This is a genomic window from Planotetraspora sp. A-T 1434 (assembly GCF_025420585.1).
Lineage (GTDB): Bacteria > Actinomycetota > Actinomycetes > Streptosporangiales > Streptosporangiaceae > JAOEGB01.
Genome location: NZ_JAOEGB010000036.1, coordinates 24,482 through 39,764 on the forward strand (window position 1 = coordinate 24,482; position 15,283 = coordinate 39,764).

The window sequence follows — 15,283 nt, forward strand, 5'->3', positions numbered from 1 at the left end:
TTCACGCCGGGACGACGGTGAGCTGAGGCCTGACCTGTGGTTCTTCTGGCTGAGGTTCGCGCTCAGGTTCCGCCTGAGGTTGCCGTGCCACTGGAGGCTCCGCCCGGAGGTCCGTCCGGGCACTGCGCTCCGTCTGGGCACCGGGCTCCGTCCGGGCACTGGGCGCGGTCTCCGCGAGCGGCTCCAACGCCATGCCGGCGATGGTGGCGGCGGCGGCGCTCCCAAGACCGATGGCCCAGCCGAACGGCCCGATCGGACGGCAGCCGAAGACCCCACTGACGCCCGGGACCGTGACGATCGCCCCCAGGACGGCGAGGGACGACAGCGCGGCGAGCGCCACGACCTTGTCCCGGCCGCCCTTGACGAGGGTCTGGAAGAGCTGCGCCGAAACCAGCGCGACGAGCCCGATCGTGTCGGCCCGTCCCCGGGTGCCGGTCACGCGTCCCAGGAGCCAGGCGGCGGTCGCGGCGGTCGTGGTGACGACCGCGCGAAGGTAGATGTCGCGGGTCAGCGAGGCGCCCAGCGACGCCTCCGGTCCCTCGGCCAGCAGCCTCTCCGGATCGGTCGCGGCGGGCGGCCGCACGGCGACCGCCATGGCCGGCACCATGTCGGTGAGCAGGTTGACCAGCAGGAGCTGGCGGGCGTTCAGCGCGCTGCGGCCAGCCAGCAGGGTGGACCCCACCGTGAAGGCGACCTCTCCGATGTTGCCGCCGAGCAGGATGCTCAGCGAGTCGCGGACCGAGCTCCACATGGCCCTGCCCTCGACGATCGCGGCGACGATCGTCTCGATACGGTCGTCGGTCACGACGAGGTCCGCCGCCGCGCGGGCGGCGGGAGTGGCGCGCGATCCCAGAGCGATGCCGACGTCCGCCATGCGAATGGCCGGGGCGTCGTTCGCGCCGTCGCCCGTGACGGCGACGACCTCGCCGGCCCGGCGCAGGCAGGTGACGATCCGGGCCTTGTGCGCGGGGGTGGCCCGCGCGAAGACCGCCACCTCCGGGAGCACCTTCGTCAGGGTCTCGTCGTCGACCTCGTCCAGCTCGGGGCCCGTCATGACGCGCTGGCCGTTCAACGCGTTGAGCTCGGAGGCGATCGCCTCGGCGGTGCTGGGGTGGTCGCCGGTCACCATGACGATCCGGACGCCGGCGCGCACCAGCCGGCTGACGCTCTCCGCGGCCGTCGGCCGCACGGGGTCGGCCAGGCCGAGGAAGCCCAGGAAGCACAGCTCGTCGATGCGCGACTCGTCCAGGTCGCGGCGGTCGGACGCGGGGCGCTGCGCGACCGCGAGCACCCGGTAGCCCTGGTGGGCCAGCCTGTCGACCTCGCGCTCCAGCTCCCGCCTGACGCGCTCGTCGCAGGGCGCCTCCCCGGAGTCCCTGAGCACCTTCGTGCAGTGGGTCAGCACGATCTCCGGCGCGCCCTTGACGCTCAGCAGGTGGCCCGACTCCGTACGGCCCAGCACGGCGTGGTAGCCCCGTCCCGGCTCGAACGGCAGCTCGTCGACGCGCTCCCAGGTGTCCAGCCCCTCCTCGGGGGTCACGTTCATCCGCTGGGCCCCGTCGACGACGGCGCGATCGGTGGGGTGCGGGATGACCCGCCCCACTCCCGACCTCGGGCTCGCCCGGACGGCCGCGGCGACGATCCGCTTCAGCGCGGGCGGCGGCGTGTCGACGGGCCAGCCGGTGCGCCCGTCCGAGACGTAACGGAGGCTGATGTGCCCCTCGGTGAGCGTTCCGGTCTTGTCGAAGCACAGCACGTTCACGCGGCCCAGCGCCTCGATCGTGGACGGGTTCCGCACCAGCGCGGCGCGCTTCGACAGCCGCCTGGCGGCGGCCAGCTCGGCGACCGTGGCGACGAACGGAAGGCCCTCCGGCACGGCCGCCACGGTCAGGCTCACGGCCGGCGTCAGCGCCGCGGCCAGCGGCCGTCCGCGCAGCAGTTCTGTCAGCAGCAGGAAGACCCCCGAGCCGATGGAGATGGGGAGGATCCGCCGGCTCAGCGCCCGCAGCCGCAACTCGACGCCCGTCGGCGGCCGCGGCTCCCCGGCGAGCCTGGCGCTGCGACCCGCCTCCGTCATGTCGCCCGTTGCCACGATCACCGCCCGGCCGCTCCCCGCCGCGACCGTCGTGCCCTGGTAGACCATCGAGCTCCGGTCGGCCACGGCCGCGGCGACGGTGGGCGCCGCCGTCTTCGTGACGAGCTGCGACTCCCCGGTGAGGGTCGACTCGTCCACTTCGAGGCCGACTGCCCTGATCACGCGCCCGTCCGCCGGTACGGCGTCGCCCGCGCGAAGCTCGACCACGTCGCCGGGCGCGAGGTCCTCCCGGGCCGCCTCGACTGTGCCCTCAGGACGGCGGAGCCGTACGTGCACGGCGGTCGCCTCGGTGAGACGGTTCAGCGCCTGGTCGGCCTTGAACCGCTGCACGCCCCCCAGGAACGCGTTGATCACCATCACCGCGCTGATCAGCACGGCGTCGAGTGCCGAACCGACGAGGGCCGAGATGCCCGCCCCCGTGGCCAGCGCGGGAGTCAGCGGATTGGCCAGCTCCTCGACGGTCGTGCGGGCCAGGGAAGGCGGCCGCTCGGTCTCGTCCGGCCCGGCGACGCCCCTGCGCTGGACGGCTTCCGCCTCGGGGATGCCGTTGGGGGACGAGCGCAGCCGGGACAGGACGTCCCGGGCGGCCATGGCGTGCCAGGGCGTCGTGTCGGCGCGCAGTGGCGTGGGGACGCGGCCCGCGCCGCGGCCCATCCATTCCCCCAGGACGACGGCCGCCACCGAAACACAGCCGCTCGCCAGCTGCGCCCGGCGGAGCGAGGTCGCCTCCGGGCCCGCGATCGCGAGCAGGCCGCCGATGACGCCCCCGGCGGCGCCGAGCCGCACGCCGTTCTGGCTGGCGCTGACCGCCCGGGGCAGGCAGCTAAGGAAGAGATGAACGCCGTTGAGCGCTCCGACCACGTCGCCGTCCCAGGGCACGATGTCCGACGTGGTGTCCGGCGTGGTGTCCGGCGTGGCGTCTGGCGTGGCGTCCGAAATGGCGTCCCAGCTGCCCATCACGCCGACGCCGATGTCCGCCTGGGCCAGGCCGAGGCGGGACGCTCGCGACACCACGACGACGCCGTGGCACTCTCGCTGGAGGCCGAGGACGAAGTCGCCGAGCCCCGCGTCGTCGAGATCCGGGCCACCGGGAACCGTCCGCTCGATCGTGAGCCGCCGGGCGAGCCCGTCGCCACCGCCCGCGAGCATCACGGTCGCCGCGGCCTTGGCGGCGGCCACCAGGGCCTCGGCCATCGGGTCGATCTCGGGAGCCAGCCCGGCGACGGCGATCAGCCTGCCTCCCCGGGTCACCCCGATCGGACGCAGCCCGCGCTCCCGCCACGCGGCGGCCTCGGCAGGGAGGTGCCTGTCCAGGTCGTCCCGGTCGCTCAGGGGTCCGGCCGCCCAGTCCTCGCTCGTCCAGTGCCCGCCTGGGTCGGTGACGTCGATCAGCGTGTAGAGCCGCGCGTACAGCTCGCCGGTGTCCATGCCGTCGCCGATGGGCACCACCCGGTCGATCGTCCACGAGCCGGTCGTGAGGGCGTCGGCGTGGAGGATCACCGTGTCGACGCGGTCCATGCGGCGCAGGGCCTCGCCGTCGAAGACGATGGCGTCGCGGCGTCCGAGCGCACGCCCGATCGCGCCCGCGAAGGCCTCACGGGTGAGGTCGGCGGTCTTGGGGGTCGCCGAGACCAGGAAGGAGAGCGCCCGCTGGTTGCTGCGTGTGAAGACCCTCGTGACGGCGTAGCCCCCCGCCGCGGCCGGGCTCGCGAGGTCGGCGTAGCGCTCGATCGGGCCGTGCGGGAGTGGGCAGGGCCGCGGGCGTGCCGGCGCCATGATGTGCCGGTAGGCCCCCACGTGATGGGCGAGCCGCTCCTCCAGCAGCTCCCAGGCGTGTCTGCCGGCCCGCGCCTCGACGTACTTCCCGGCGGAGACGACGGACTGCACGAGCAGCCCGATCGGGCGCAGCGTCAGCGTCTGGGTGACCAGGGTGGTCGTGGTGAACAGGGCGTTGGTGGCACGGCGGCCCAGGCGGCGGTCCAGCTCCTCGCGCAGCTTGGGGGTGGAGTCCGCGAGGTGCAGCAGGGCCGGCACGGCCGGGGAGAGCCGTGGGAGCTTGGCCGCGTTGCCGGCGACCACCAGCCCGATCCCCGCCACGCCGGCGGCGAGACGGATCGTGGCCCTAGCGTGCTCCTCCACCAGGCGCACAGGGGAGTAGTGAGCGCGTTCCTCCTGCTCGTCGAGCTCCTTGACGATCTCCAAGAGCTCGTCCTGGTTGACCTTCTCCGGGTCGCAGCCCACGAAGACGCTGCCGAGACGGCCGTTGACCTCCGCACGCTCGACGTTGGGAACCTCGCACAGCCGCTTCTCCAGCCGTTCTGCCGCGCGCTCCGTCCCCGGGCCGCCGATGCCGCGCAGGGCGATGCGGAGCCCTCCGGGGCAGGTCACGAGCTCACGGGGGCTGGGGAGGACGTCACGCAGCGGCTCGGGGAGCACGCCCCTGAGCAACGTGGCGGACGTCGTGAGCACGCGATTAAAGATCATTCGGCTCTCCAGCAGATGGGACCCGGACAGGAAGACGACCCAGGCCGTGCGTCACACGGACCTGGTCGGCCGCGTCACCGCCGTCGCCGGGTGGCCCGGAAGTCACTCATAGCCCCTCCTCGCAGGAGTCGGGGGGTGGTTCGGTCGGAGTCGCCTGAGCTGGGCGACACCCCTGACATGCGCTTATACGGCCGTGTGGCCGTTCCTCATTACCTTTCCTCCTACACGCGCGACAGAAACTCGCCCAGGTTCGGAAATCGGACAAAGCATGAAGAAGGCCCCCGTTTGGGGGCCTTGTGGACTGAGGAGGACGCCGGTGAGGGCGCCTACATGATCGTGAAAGTCGGCCAGGCGAGCAGCACGAGAAGCCGCTGCAGGGCCGGCTGGACGTTCCGCAGGTGCACCGGCCGCCCCAAGGGGTCGCCGGACAGCAGTGCCAGGGTGCGCAGGCCGTAGAGGTCGATGAACTCGAGTTCGCCGACATCGACGGTTACTCGGCCGTCGTCGCTGTGGTCGCGTCCGAGCGCGCTGGCGACGGCGTCGCCGTTGGTGAGATCGATCTGGCCGCTGAGCCGGAGAAGGCCGTCGCCGGAAGACCGAACCCGGAGCTGTCTGTCGGCGTAAAGAACATTCGGGTTCGACGCCGGCTCGAACAGCCGGTTCGTGGTGGTCATCAGAAGGTGCCGCCTTCCTGTAGAGGGGCGGACAACTTCGAGCATCACTGCCGGGCATGAGTTATGTCAACCGAAACGGAAAACGATGTTCCCGTATCGCGGCCTGCGGCAGAGCGGAATTTCATGATTATTCGCCGTGCCGCCAGGAGATACGCCCCATTCGGCAAGATCGTCCACTGGTGACGTATCTCACGACGTTCTTCCGCCATCCTTCCGCCGTCCGCCCGCCGTTCGGAGGGGTCCCGGCACGGCGGAGGCCCCCGCGCGGAGGAACGGGGGCCTCACGGAATATCTCAGTGGGATCTCAGTGGGAGACGTAAAGGACCTTCCAGGTGCCGGCGTAGAGGCAGTTGAGGGACGGCTTGGCCGCCTTGCCCTCGCTGCACACCTTCAACTCGACCTCGTAGACGTTCTTGTAGGAGAAGCTGAAAGAGGTGGGCTTGGTGGTGCCACAGGCCAGGTAGCTCTTGTGGGTGAAGGGCAGGTTCCCGTCGGGCTTGCGGTAGGTGATGCGGAAGACCGCCCAGCCGCAGGTGGCGGTGCTCTTCGTGTAGTCGGTGACCTTGCCGGAGATGTAGGCCGTGCCCACGGCCGGGATCGCGCTGGTGTCGAGGCCGGTGACGCTGATCTTGCCGGATGCCTTGGCCTTCTTGGCGGGCGCGTAGTAAGGACCCCAGAGCTTGGGAGCGGATGCGGAGGATGCCGCGCTCGCGGAGTCCGGCGTGCCCGTGGCGGCCTGGGCCGCTGCCGGGGCGATCGTGACGAGGGCGGCGGCGATGGCGAGTCCAGTGAGCGCGCGGGCGGTGGTCATCGGTGGTCCCTTCTTTCGGCGATGGGATCAGTGTCCGGAGCACCCCTTTCAAAGCGCTTGAGAACGCCTGAACGCCCTGCCCAACGCCGCGCCGGACCCCGCCGAACCCTGCGCTGAACGCTGCGCCGAACCCTGCGCTGAACCCGCACGGACCCCACGCCGGACCCCGCCGAACCCTGCGCCGGAAGCCGCGCCGGACCCCGCCGGGCGCTCCGCCCAACCTCCTGCCGGGCCGCGTCAGACGGAGACGCCGACGCCTCCGCGGGTCTGCGCGCCGTACCGCTCAAGCTCCTTGGCGAGGTCGAGCGGCCGGATCGAGGCCCGCCCGGCGATGACCTCCTCGTCGAGCAGGTCGGCGGGGACGAGCCACGACACCTCGAACTCGATCCCGTCGGGGTCCTTGGCGTACAACGCCTTCGTGGTGGAGTGGTCGGAGGCTCCGACGAGCGCGTCCATCTCGCCCAGCTTCACCGCGATCCGCTGCAACTCGGCCAGCGTGTCGACCTCCCACGCCAGGTGATAGAGGCCCACGGTCGAACGGCCGGCGAGAGACGGCCCGGCCTGGGCGCCGATCTGGAAGAGCCCCAGGTCGTGGTCGTTGGCCGAGCCCGAGGCCTGCAGGAACACCGCTCCCGGGAACGAGTTGACCACGCGGAACCCCAGCGCCTCCTGGTAGAAGGCGACGCTCCGCGCGACGTCGCGCACGTACAGCACCGCGTGGTTGAGCCGTTGCACCGGCATGTCCTCATCTCCTTCTTACTCGTTTGAACTCTCAACTATTCTGCGGCGGGCGGCATTCCCGGAAAATGTCGGCGGCAGGCCATACGGTGACCTCCGGACGGGGTGCCGACAGAGGGGGAGACCGCCATGAGCGCCGACAGCACGCGAGAACACGAAGCGAATCTGGTCCTTTTCCGGGCCGTCCACGACATCGCGGTGCGCCATGCCGGGGAGCCGCTCCACCAGGTGGTGTCGGCTCTCAGGGGCAGCCTTCCGGGCACGCCGCGCCTGGACGAGGCGGAGCTCCGGCGGATCGCCGAGGAGATCAGCGTCGGCCGCGACCCCTCAGGCCTTTAGCGACGCGGCCGGGTCGGCGATCACCCGCTGGATCACCTGGCCGGCGGCGCCCAGGGCGGCGGCCTCCGAGCCGAGCCGGGACGCCACGACGGGGGGAACGTCGGCGCGCATCCCGCCGAGACGGGAGGCGAGCGTGCCCGCCACGTGGTCCCCGAGCCATGGGAACAGCGGGGCGTAGATCCCTCCGAGCACGATCATGCCCGGGTCCACGAGGTTGATCGCGGAGGACAGGGCCACGCCGAGCGCCCAGCCCGCCCGCCTGCACGCCGCGAGGGCGCCCGGGTCTCCGGCCTCCAGCCGCGAGACCAGCGAGGCGATGCCGCCGGCGGTGGGGCGGGAATCGGTCGCTCGTGTGGATTGGGCGGCGCCGCCGGATGGTTCTGCCGCGGCGGTGGGGTGAGAGCCGGTCGTCCGTGTGCATCGGGGGGCGTGGCCGGATGGGCCTGCCGCGGCCAGGAGGGCGTCCTGGCCCGCGTATTGTTCGAGGCAGCCGCTGCCGCCGCACCGGCAGGCGGGCCCGTCGGGCGAGACGACCACGTGCCCCAGCTCTCCGGCGAAGCCGTGCGTGCCCCGGAAGAGGCGGCCGCCCACGACCAGGCCCGCGCCGACGCCGATCTCGCCGGAGACGTGCAGGAAGTCGGACGGGCCCGGCCCGAACCACAGCTCGCCCAGGGCCGCCAGGTTGGCCTCGTTCTCCACCCGGACCGGGAACGGCAGCCCCAGCAGCGACGGCACGGGCACGTCTCGCCATCCGAGGTTCGGGGCGTTGCGCAGGGTCCCGGTGGAGAGGTCCACGGGTCCGGGGACGGCGACGACCCCGCCGACCACCCGCAGACCCTTGTCCACAGCTTCGTCCACAGCCGTCAGCGCCATTTCCCGTAGCCGGGCCGCCACATCCTCAGGCCGCGCCAACCGGTTGTCCACAGCCTGTGTACGGCGGAGCCGTACCGAACGGGACAGATCGACGACCCGCACGGCAAGGTAGTCGACGTTGATCTCCAGGCCCACCGCCGCGACGTGCTCGCCGCTGATCCGGACCGCGACCCCGGGCCTGCCACGCTCGCCGTCGCGCACCGCGCCGGTCTCGACCACGAGCCCGGCCTCGATGAGGTCGGCCACGAGCTTGGACACGGTCGTCTTGGTCAGCCCGGTGATCTCCGACAGGGCGGCGCGCGTGATCGGCTCACGTGCGCCGACCTCGCCGAGCACGAGCGCCAGGTTCCGCGCGCGCATCGCGTCGTGCCGTACGGCCTGCGTCATCACAGCCTCCGCCGCGGGAAATGAGATCGTGGAATGGGCCGCTTGACCTGCGGCCCTGCCCGTCGGATATTTAGTCCATAACATAGACTAATTCGGAGGCCACCCATGTACACCCCCACTCCCGAGGACCGTTTCACATTCGGGCTGTGGACGGTCGGCTGGCAGGCGCGCGATCCGTTCGGCGACGCGACCCGGGCCCCGCTGGACCCCGTGGAGACCCTCCACCGGCTCGCCGAGCTCGGGGCGTACGGCGTGACCTTCCACGACGACGACCTGCTCGCGGTCGAGCCGGACCGGGTGAAGGCCGTCGAGCGCTTCAAAAGGGCGTTGGCCGAGACCGGCCTCAGGGTGCCGATGGCGACGACCAACCTGTTCACCCACCCGGTGTTCAAGGACGGCGCCTTCACGAGCAACGACCGCGACGTCCGCCGTTACGCGCTCCGGAAGGTCATCCGCAACATCGACCTCGCGGCCGAGCTGGGCGCGACTACCTACGTGTGCTGGGGCGGCCGGGAGGGCGCGGAGTCCGACGCCGCCAAGGACGTCAGGGCGGCCCTCGACCGCTACAAGGAGGGCCTCGACCTTCTCTGCCAGTACGTCGTGGACAAGGGTTACGACATCCGGTTCGCCATCGAGCCCAAGCCCAACGAGCCCCGGGGAGACATCCTCCTGCCGACGATCGGCCACGCCCTCGCGTTCATCAACGGGCTCGCGCATTCCGAGCGGGTGGGCCTCAACCCCGAGGTCGGCCACGAGCAGATGGCGGGGCTCAACTTCGTGCACGGCATCGCCCAGGCGCTGTGGCACGGCAAGCTCTTCCACATCGACCTGAACGGCCAGCACGGCCCCAAGTACGACCAGGACCTCGTCTTCGGGCACGGCGACGTGAAAAGCGCGTTCTTCCTCGTCGACCTGCTGGAGAGCGGAGGCTACGACGGCCCCCGGCACTTCGACTACAAGCCGCTCAGGACCGAGGACAGCGAGGACGTCTGGGTCTCGGCCGCCGCCAACATGCGGACCTACCTGATCCTGAAGGAGAAGGCGAAGGCATTCCGGGCCGACCCGGAGGTCCAGGCGGCGCTCGACGCCAGCCGGGTCGGCGCGCTCTCCCAGCCGACCCTGGCGGAGGGCGAGAACTACGACGACCTGTTCAAGGACGCCTTCGACCCCGACCAGGCGGGCGAGCGCGGCTACCACTACAGCACGCTGAACCAGCTCGCTCTGGAGCACCTCCTGGGCGTGCGAGGCGCGGCGTGACTCTGGTGGCGGGGGTCGACTCCTCGACCCAGAGCTGCAAGGTGGTGATCCGCGACGCGGAGACCGGCGCCCTCGTCCGGGAGGGCCGGGCGCCGCATCCCGACGGCACCGAGGTCGATCCCGCTCACTGGTGGGCCGCGCTGCGGAGCGCGATCGAGCAGGCCGGCGGTCTCGGCGACGTGGCGGCCCTCAGCGTGGCGGCCCAGCAGCACGGCATGGTCTGCCTCGGCGAGGACGGCCGGGTCGTACGGCCCGCGCTGCTGTGGAACGACACCCGTTCCGCCCGGGCGGCGGCCGATCTCATCGCCGAGCTGGCCGGCCCCGGTAAGACAGGTGAAGAGGCGTGGGCCGACGCCGTTGGCAGCGTCCCCGTGGCCTCGTTCACCGTGACGAAGCTCCGCTGGCTGGCGGAGCACGAGCCCGAGAGCGCGAGCCGTACGGGATCGGTCTGCCTGCCGCACGACTGGCTCACCTGGATGCTCGCCGGGCGGCCCGAGACGATCACGACCGACCGTGGGGACGCGTCCGGGACCGGCTACTGGTCGCCCGCCACCGGGACATACCGGATCGACCTGCTCAAGCTGGCCATGGGAGCGACCCCGGCCGTGCCCCGCGTCCTCGGCCCCACCGAGCAGGCCGGGATCCTGGCACAGGCCGGGCAGGCTGGAACCTCCGGCGCCGTACGGCTGGCGCCGGGCACGGGCGACAACATGGCGGCGGCCCTCGGCGTCGGCATGCGGCCGGGCGACGTCGTCGTCTCCATCGGCACATCCGGCACGGCCTTCGCGGTCGCGGAGACCCCGTCGAGCGACCCCTCAGGAGCGGTCGCCGGGTTCGCCGACGCGACCGGGCGGTTCCTGCCGCTGGTCTGCACGCTGAACGCGGCCCGGGTGCTGGAGGCGGCGGCCCGCATGCTCGGCGTCACCCAGGACCAGCTCGGCGACCTGGCTCTCCAGGCTCCGCCCGGCGCCGGCGGCCTGGTGCTCGTGCCGTACCTGGAGGGTGAGCGGACCCCCAACCTGCCGGACGCGAGCGGCTCCCTGCACGGCCTGCGGCTCGCCACCGCGACCCCCGCCCACCTGGCCAGAGCGGCGGTCGAGGGCATGCTGTGCGGCCTCGCCGACGCCCTCGACGCGCTCGGCCTCGACCCGGCCAGGGTGCTGCTCATCGGCGGTGGCGCGCGGTCCGAGGCGGTTCGGCGCATCGCGCCGAGCGTCTTCGGCCGTCCCGTCCTCGTGCCCCGGCCGGGGGAGTACGTCGCGGACGGCGCCGCCCGTCAGGCCGCCTGGCTGCTGTCCGGCGGACCCGAGCCCCCGCGCTGGGATGGGGGAGACGCCGCCCTGTTCGAAGCCGACCCCACCACCGGCCTCCGCGACCGTTACAAGGAGTTCACCTCCCACCAGTGACGGCCCGCGAGGGGCGCGGAGGTGCCACCCGCGCCGGCGGAGCGAGCCCAGTTGGACACGGCCCCGACCCTGAGGCGACCCTGACGGCGAATAGGGGTGATGTAGGCGTTGTCCCGGATAGCCCGGGACGCGCCATTCGCGGGAATCTCGGAGCATGGTCAGAAGGCTCTATCCGGTGATCGCCTGCGGCGGCATCCTGCTCGCGGTGGTCTCGGTCGTCGTGGCGCAGGTCGGCGGGGACGGCTCGCTCGACCCGGTCACGATGACGATCAGCGAATACGCCGCTGAGGACGGCGGCGACGTGATCGAGCCGGCCATGGCGATCCTCGGCGTCTCCTCCCTGGCGCTGCTGGCCGGGATGCGGGCCGTACGGGCGCCGGTTCAGGGGTGGCCGGCGCGGCTCATGGCGATCTGGAGCCTGGCGTTGATCGCGGCGGCGGTCGTGCCGGCGACGGCCGCCGGGGCCGGGGCGACCTGGCAGACGGACGTGCACCGCTGTCTGTCGGCGGCCGCCTTCGTCAGCGTCCCGGCCGCCGCCACCCAGCTCGTCGGCCGGTTCGCCGAGGACGAGCGTTGGAGGCCGGTCGCCCGTCTCGTCGAGTGGCTGGCATTGGCGTCGGGGCTCGGCCTGGCGGCCATCACGTACGTGGCGCTGCCGGGTCACGGGGTCGTGATCGGTCTCGTGGAGCGCCTGCTGCTCACCACCGAGGTGGCGGTCCTGGGAGTGCTCGCCGTTAACCTGTTGTGGCTCACCTGGGGGCCGATACCGCGTGGTCAGCTCGTCGAACGGCTCGGGGAGCGCCGACCCTTTGCCGAAATTTCGCAACATATCGTTAACTAGCGCGGAACGTCGTTCATGCGGTGCTAATCTCATCGGCAATCTATCGGCCGGGGGACGTTCCGATGAGGTGGCATGGGGTCGAGCAGGTCCATCCGGTTCAAGATTTCGACGCTGCTCGTGATCCCGTTGATCTCGCTCGTCGCCTTCTGGGGCTTCGCCGCGGTGGTGACCACGAGCGAGTCGGCCAAGCTTCTTACCGTCGGGACGCTCTACGAGACGATCGGTGATCCGGGTAACCGGCTCGCGACCTCGGTCGAACGCGAGCACCTGCTCTCCGTCGAATATCTGGCGACGGGAACGACCGAGGCACGGGTCCGCCTGGACGAGCAGCGGCGAATGGTCGACCAGGACCGGAACCGGTTCCTCAAGCTGTCCGGCAGCGGGGCCGCCCAGGACGTGATGACCCCCGCCGTCAAGGCCAGGATGACCGGCGTGCTCGCGGCGGTGAAGGGCATCGACCCGACCCGGGCCCACGTGAACGACCGTGACATCGACTTCGTCTCGCTCGGGCAGCGGTTCGGCCTAGTGCCGAGCGCCATGCAGCAGCTCGTCCACAGCATGACGCTCACCGACGACCTGCCGCTCTACCAGCAGTCGCGCAGCCTGACGATGGTCGGTTTCGCCAAGGACCACCTCAGCCGCGAGGTGGCGCTGGTCTCCGGCGTCCTGGCCGCGGGCCGGACGTTCACCCACGCGGAGCGGCTGGCGTTCATTCAGCTCGCGACGACCCGGGGGTTCCTGTTCGAGGAGGGAATGGCCGAGCTGGAGCCCGGCCTGCGGGTGCCGTTCGAGCAGTTGCTCGTCTCCTCGCCCTACCGCCGGTTCCTGACGATCGAGTCGTGGATCGTCAGCGGCAGGGAGGGCCCAGTGGTCACCCACGACCTCTGGCGAGAGGTGGCCGACCACGTGCAGGCCGACTACCAGGCGGCCATCGACAAGGGCGGCGTCGCCCTCGCCTCGCGGGCGCGGCCCACCGCGATCGCGACGTTCACCCGGGCGGGCGTCGCGGGGGTCGTCGGCCTCGTGGCGGTCGCCGTCTCACTCATCATCTCCCTGCGGACGGGCGGCGGCCTGTCAAGGGAGCTGGCCAAGCTCCGGTCGGCCGCGCGTGACCTCGCGGAGGTGCGGCTCCCGCACGTCGTCGAGCGCCTCGGGCGAGGGGAGAAGGTCGACGTCGCGGCCGAGGCGCCACTCCTCGAACCGCCCGGCACGACCGGCGAGGTCCGCGACGTCGCCGCGGCGTTCAGCGCCGTGCAGCGCACGGCCGTCGAGGCGGCCGTCGACCAGGCGCGGATCCGCGAGAGCGCGGGTCAGGCCCTGCGCAACCTCGCCCGCCGCAGCCAGGGCCTGCTTCAGCGGCAGCTCCGGCTGCTCGACGCCATGCAGCGCAGGGCCGAGGACCCGGCCGCGCTGGAGGAGCTCTTCAAGCTCGACCACCTCACCACCCGCATGCGCCGCCACGCGGAGGGCCTGATCATCCTCTCCGGCGGCTCGGCGGGCCGGACCCGGCGCGAGCCGGTGGCCGTCCCGGACACCCTGCAGGGCGCGGTGGCCGAGGTCGAGGACTACACCCGCGTCCGCGTCTACCCGATGCCGCCCGCCTCCATCTCCGGCTCGGCGGTGGCCGACGTCGTCCACCTCTTCGCGGAGCTGATCGAGAACGCCACGGCCTACTCGCCGCCCCACACCGAGGTCTCCGTCAGGGGAGAGTCCGTGGCCAAGGGCTTCGTCGTCGAGGTCGAGGACCGGGGGCTCGGCCTCTCCCACGAGGAGAGACAGGTGATCAACGAGAAACTGGCCAGCCCGCCGGAGTTCAACCTGGCGGACACCGACCGGCTCGGGCTCGTGGTCGTCGGACGCCTCGCCTCGCGGCACGGCATCCGGGTCGAGCTGCGGCCCTCGCCGTTCGGGGGCACGACCGCCATCGTGCTGCTCCCCGCGACCCTACTGGCCGCCTCCGGCGGCCCCGATTCCGGGCCGGCACGGCTCCCGCTTCGGGAAGGAGCGGGCGCATGAGCGGAGATCCGATGGAAAGTGAGATGGACACCGAGGAGGAGTGGGTCGACGACGGCCCAGTGGTCCGCGCCTACGCCCTCACGCGGGGCCGGGTCACGCCCAGCTCGCCCGCCGCGCTGGACCTGACGGCCATCGTGGCGGCCACGGGGGCAGCCCTGCCGGACCACGCGGATCTCGGCAGCGAACACCGCAGGCTGCTCGGCCTGCTGCCGCGCGCCCGGCCGCTCGCGGACGTGGCCTCGGACTCCGGCCTGCCGCTGGGCGTGGTCCGCGTGCTGCTCGGCGACCTCCTGGACCACGGACTGGTCCTGGTCCGGCCCCCGGCCCCCGCGGGTGCCGCGAACCGCATGGAAAGCATCCTCCAGGAGGTCATCAGCGGCCTGCGCGCGCTGTAGCGGGGCGGCCGGGGGCCGCACCCGCCAGAGACTCAGCGCTGGGCGGCCGTCAGCGTCTTCAGGGCGTGCTCGACGAGCGTGACCAGCACCACCTTGGCCGAGGCGCGCCGCCGCACGTCACAGAGCAGGACCGGCACCTCCGGATCGAGGTCGAGGGCGATCCGCACGTCGTCGGGCTCGTGGCGCTCGGCGCCGTCGAAGCAGTTCACCGCGACCACGAACGGCGTGCCACGCTGCTCGAAGTAGTCGATGGACGGGAAGCAGTCGGTCAGGCGGCGGGTGTCGGCCAGCACCACCGCGCCGAGGGCGCCGTAGGACAACTCATCCCACATGAACCAGAACCGCTCCTGGCCGGGCGTGCCGAACAGGTAGACCACGAGGCCTTCCCGGATGGTGATCCGGCCGAAGTCCATCGCCACGGTCGTGGTCGTCTTACCTTCCACCCCGTCGGTGTCGTCCACGCCGACACCGCGATCCGAAAGGACCTCTTCGGTCCGCAGGGGGCGGATCTCGCTGATCGCGCCGACCAGCGTGGTCTTGCCGACGCCGAAGCCGCCGGCGACGAGGATCTTCAGAGCGACCGGCTCGTCAGAGGGCGCGAAGGCCATTGATCACTTCCTTGAGAATGCGCTCGCTTGGCAGCGGCGCCGCCTTGACCGGAGGCCGCACGTTGATCAGCCCTTGGTCGTGCAGATCCCCGAGCAGGACGCGGACGACGCCGAGCGGCAGGTCCACGTCGGACGCGATGTCCGCGACCGAGGCGCCGTGGGAGGCGATCTCCAGGATCCGCCGCTGCTCAGGACCGATGTCCGCGGTGTTCCCCACCGGCGCCCCGGTGGCGGTCACCAGCGCGATCAGGTCGATGTTGTCACCGGAGGACCGCGCGCGGCCCCCTGTCAGCGCGTACGGCCGGACCACGGGCCCGGCCTCGTCATCGATCCACTGCGGTCCTGTCATGGGGCGCCCC

General features: G+C 71.9%; 13 protein-coding genes. 6 read left to right on the forward strand and 7 right to left on the reverse strand.

Features of this window, described 5'->3' with window-relative positions; translation table 11 throughout:
• Position 1: 1 nt before the first annotated feature.
• The 4 genes from N5079_RS31975 to N5079_RS31990 form a co-directional block, all read right to left on the reverse strand.
• Positions 2-4,579 carry a cation-translocating P-type ATPase gene (locus tag N5079_RS31975; RefSeq protein ID WP_261587914.1) on the reverse strand — a complete coding sequence of 1,526 codons (4,578 nt, stop codon included), beginning with the start codon at positions 4,577-4,579 and terminating at the stop codon, positions 2-4.
• Between the two features lie 326 nt (positions 4,580-4,905).
• Positions 4,906-5,253 carry an STAS domain-containing protein gene (locus N5079_RS31980; protein WP_261587916.1) on the reverse strand — a complete coding sequence of 116 codons (348 nt, stop codon included), beginning with the start codon at positions 5,251-5,253 and terminating at the stop codon, positions 4,906-4,908.
• 304 nt (positions 5,254-5,557) lie between these two features.
• Entirely contained in the window at positions 5,558-6,064 is a 507-nt protein-coding gene (locus tag N5079_RS31985; protein ID WP_261587917.1) for a hypothetical protein, read from the reverse strand.
• A gap of 237 nt (positions 6,065-6,301) precedes the next feature.
• Complete coding sequence (locus tag N5079_RS31990; protein ID WP_261587918.1) at positions 6,302-6,805, reverse strand: VOC family protein; 504 nt, start codon at positions 6,803-6,805, stop codon at positions 6,302-6,304.
• A 126-nt stretch (positions 6,806-6,931) separates the two neighbouring features.
• On the opposite strand from N5079_RS31990, the gene N5079_RS31995 reads away from it, so the two are divergent.
• A complete protein-coding gene (locus N5079_RS31995; RefSeq protein ID WP_261587919.1) occupies positions 6,932-7,141 on the forward strand; it encodes a hypothetical protein in 210 nt (69 codons plus the stop codon).
• On the opposite strand, the gene N5079_RS32000 is transcribed toward N5079_RS31995, so the two are convergent.
• Positions 7,130-8,401, reverse strand: coding sequence for an ROK family transcriptional regulator (locus N5079_RS32000; protein WP_261587920.1), 1,272 nt, complete (start codon positions 8,399-8,401; stop codon positions 7,130-7,132). The two genes, N5079_RS31995 and N5079_RS32000, sit on opposite strands and share 12 nt — an antisense overlap.
• Before the next feature lie 105 nt (positions 8,402-8,506).
• Here N5079_RS32000 and xylA point away from each other — a divergent pair, with 105 nt between their 5' ends.
• From xylA to N5079_RS32025, 5 genes are all read left to right on the forward strand, one after another.
• Entirely contained in the window at positions 8,507-9,658 is a 1,152-nt protein-coding gene (gene xylA / locus N5079_RS32005; protein ID WP_261587921.1) for a xylose isomerase, read from the forward strand.
• On the forward strand, positions 9,655-11,064 hold the full coding sequence (xylB, locus tag N5079_RS32010) for a xylulokinase (RefSeq protein WP_261587922.1): 1,410 nt from the start codon (positions 9,655-9,657) through the stop codon (positions 11,062-11,064). Before xylA ends, xylB begins: the two co-directional genes overlap by 4 nt.
• Positions 11,065-11,218: 154 nt before the next feature.
• Entirely contained in the window at positions 11,219-11,905 is a 687-nt protein-coding gene (locus N5079_RS32015; protein WP_261587924.1) for a DUF998 domain-containing protein, read from the forward strand.
• Positions 11,906-11,977: 72 nt separating this feature from the next.
• Positions 11,978-13,921 carry a nitrate- and nitrite sensing domain-containing protein gene (locus N5079_RS32020; protein WP_261587926.1) on the forward strand — a complete coding sequence of 648 codons (1,944 nt, stop codon included), beginning with the start codon at positions 11,978-11,980 and terminating at the stop codon, positions 13,919-13,921.
• Entirely contained in the window at positions 13,918-14,316 is a 399-nt protein-coding gene (locus N5079_RS32025; RefSeq protein ID WP_261587927.1) for a DUF742 domain-containing protein, read from the forward strand. Before N5079_RS32020 ends, N5079_RS32025 begins: the two co-directional genes overlap by 4 nt.
• A 32-nt stretch (positions 14,317-14,348) precedes the next feature.
• On the opposite strand, the gene N5079_RS32030 is transcribed toward N5079_RS32025, so the two are convergent.
• Positions 14,349-14,924, reverse strand: a complete 576-nt coding sequence (locus tag N5079_RS32030; RefSeq protein ID WP_261587928.1) for a GTP-binding protein — start codon at positions 14,922-14,924, stop codon at positions 14,349-14,351.
• On the reverse strand, positions 14,905-15,273 hold the full coding sequence (locus tag N5079_RS32035; protein ID WP_261587929.1) for a DUF742 domain-containing protein: 369 nt from the start codon (positions 15,271-15,273) through the stop codon (positions 14,905-14,907). Before N5079_RS32035 ends, N5079_RS32030 begins: the two co-directional genes overlap by 20 nt.
• Between the last annotated feature and the right edge of the window lie 10 nt (positions 15,274-15,283).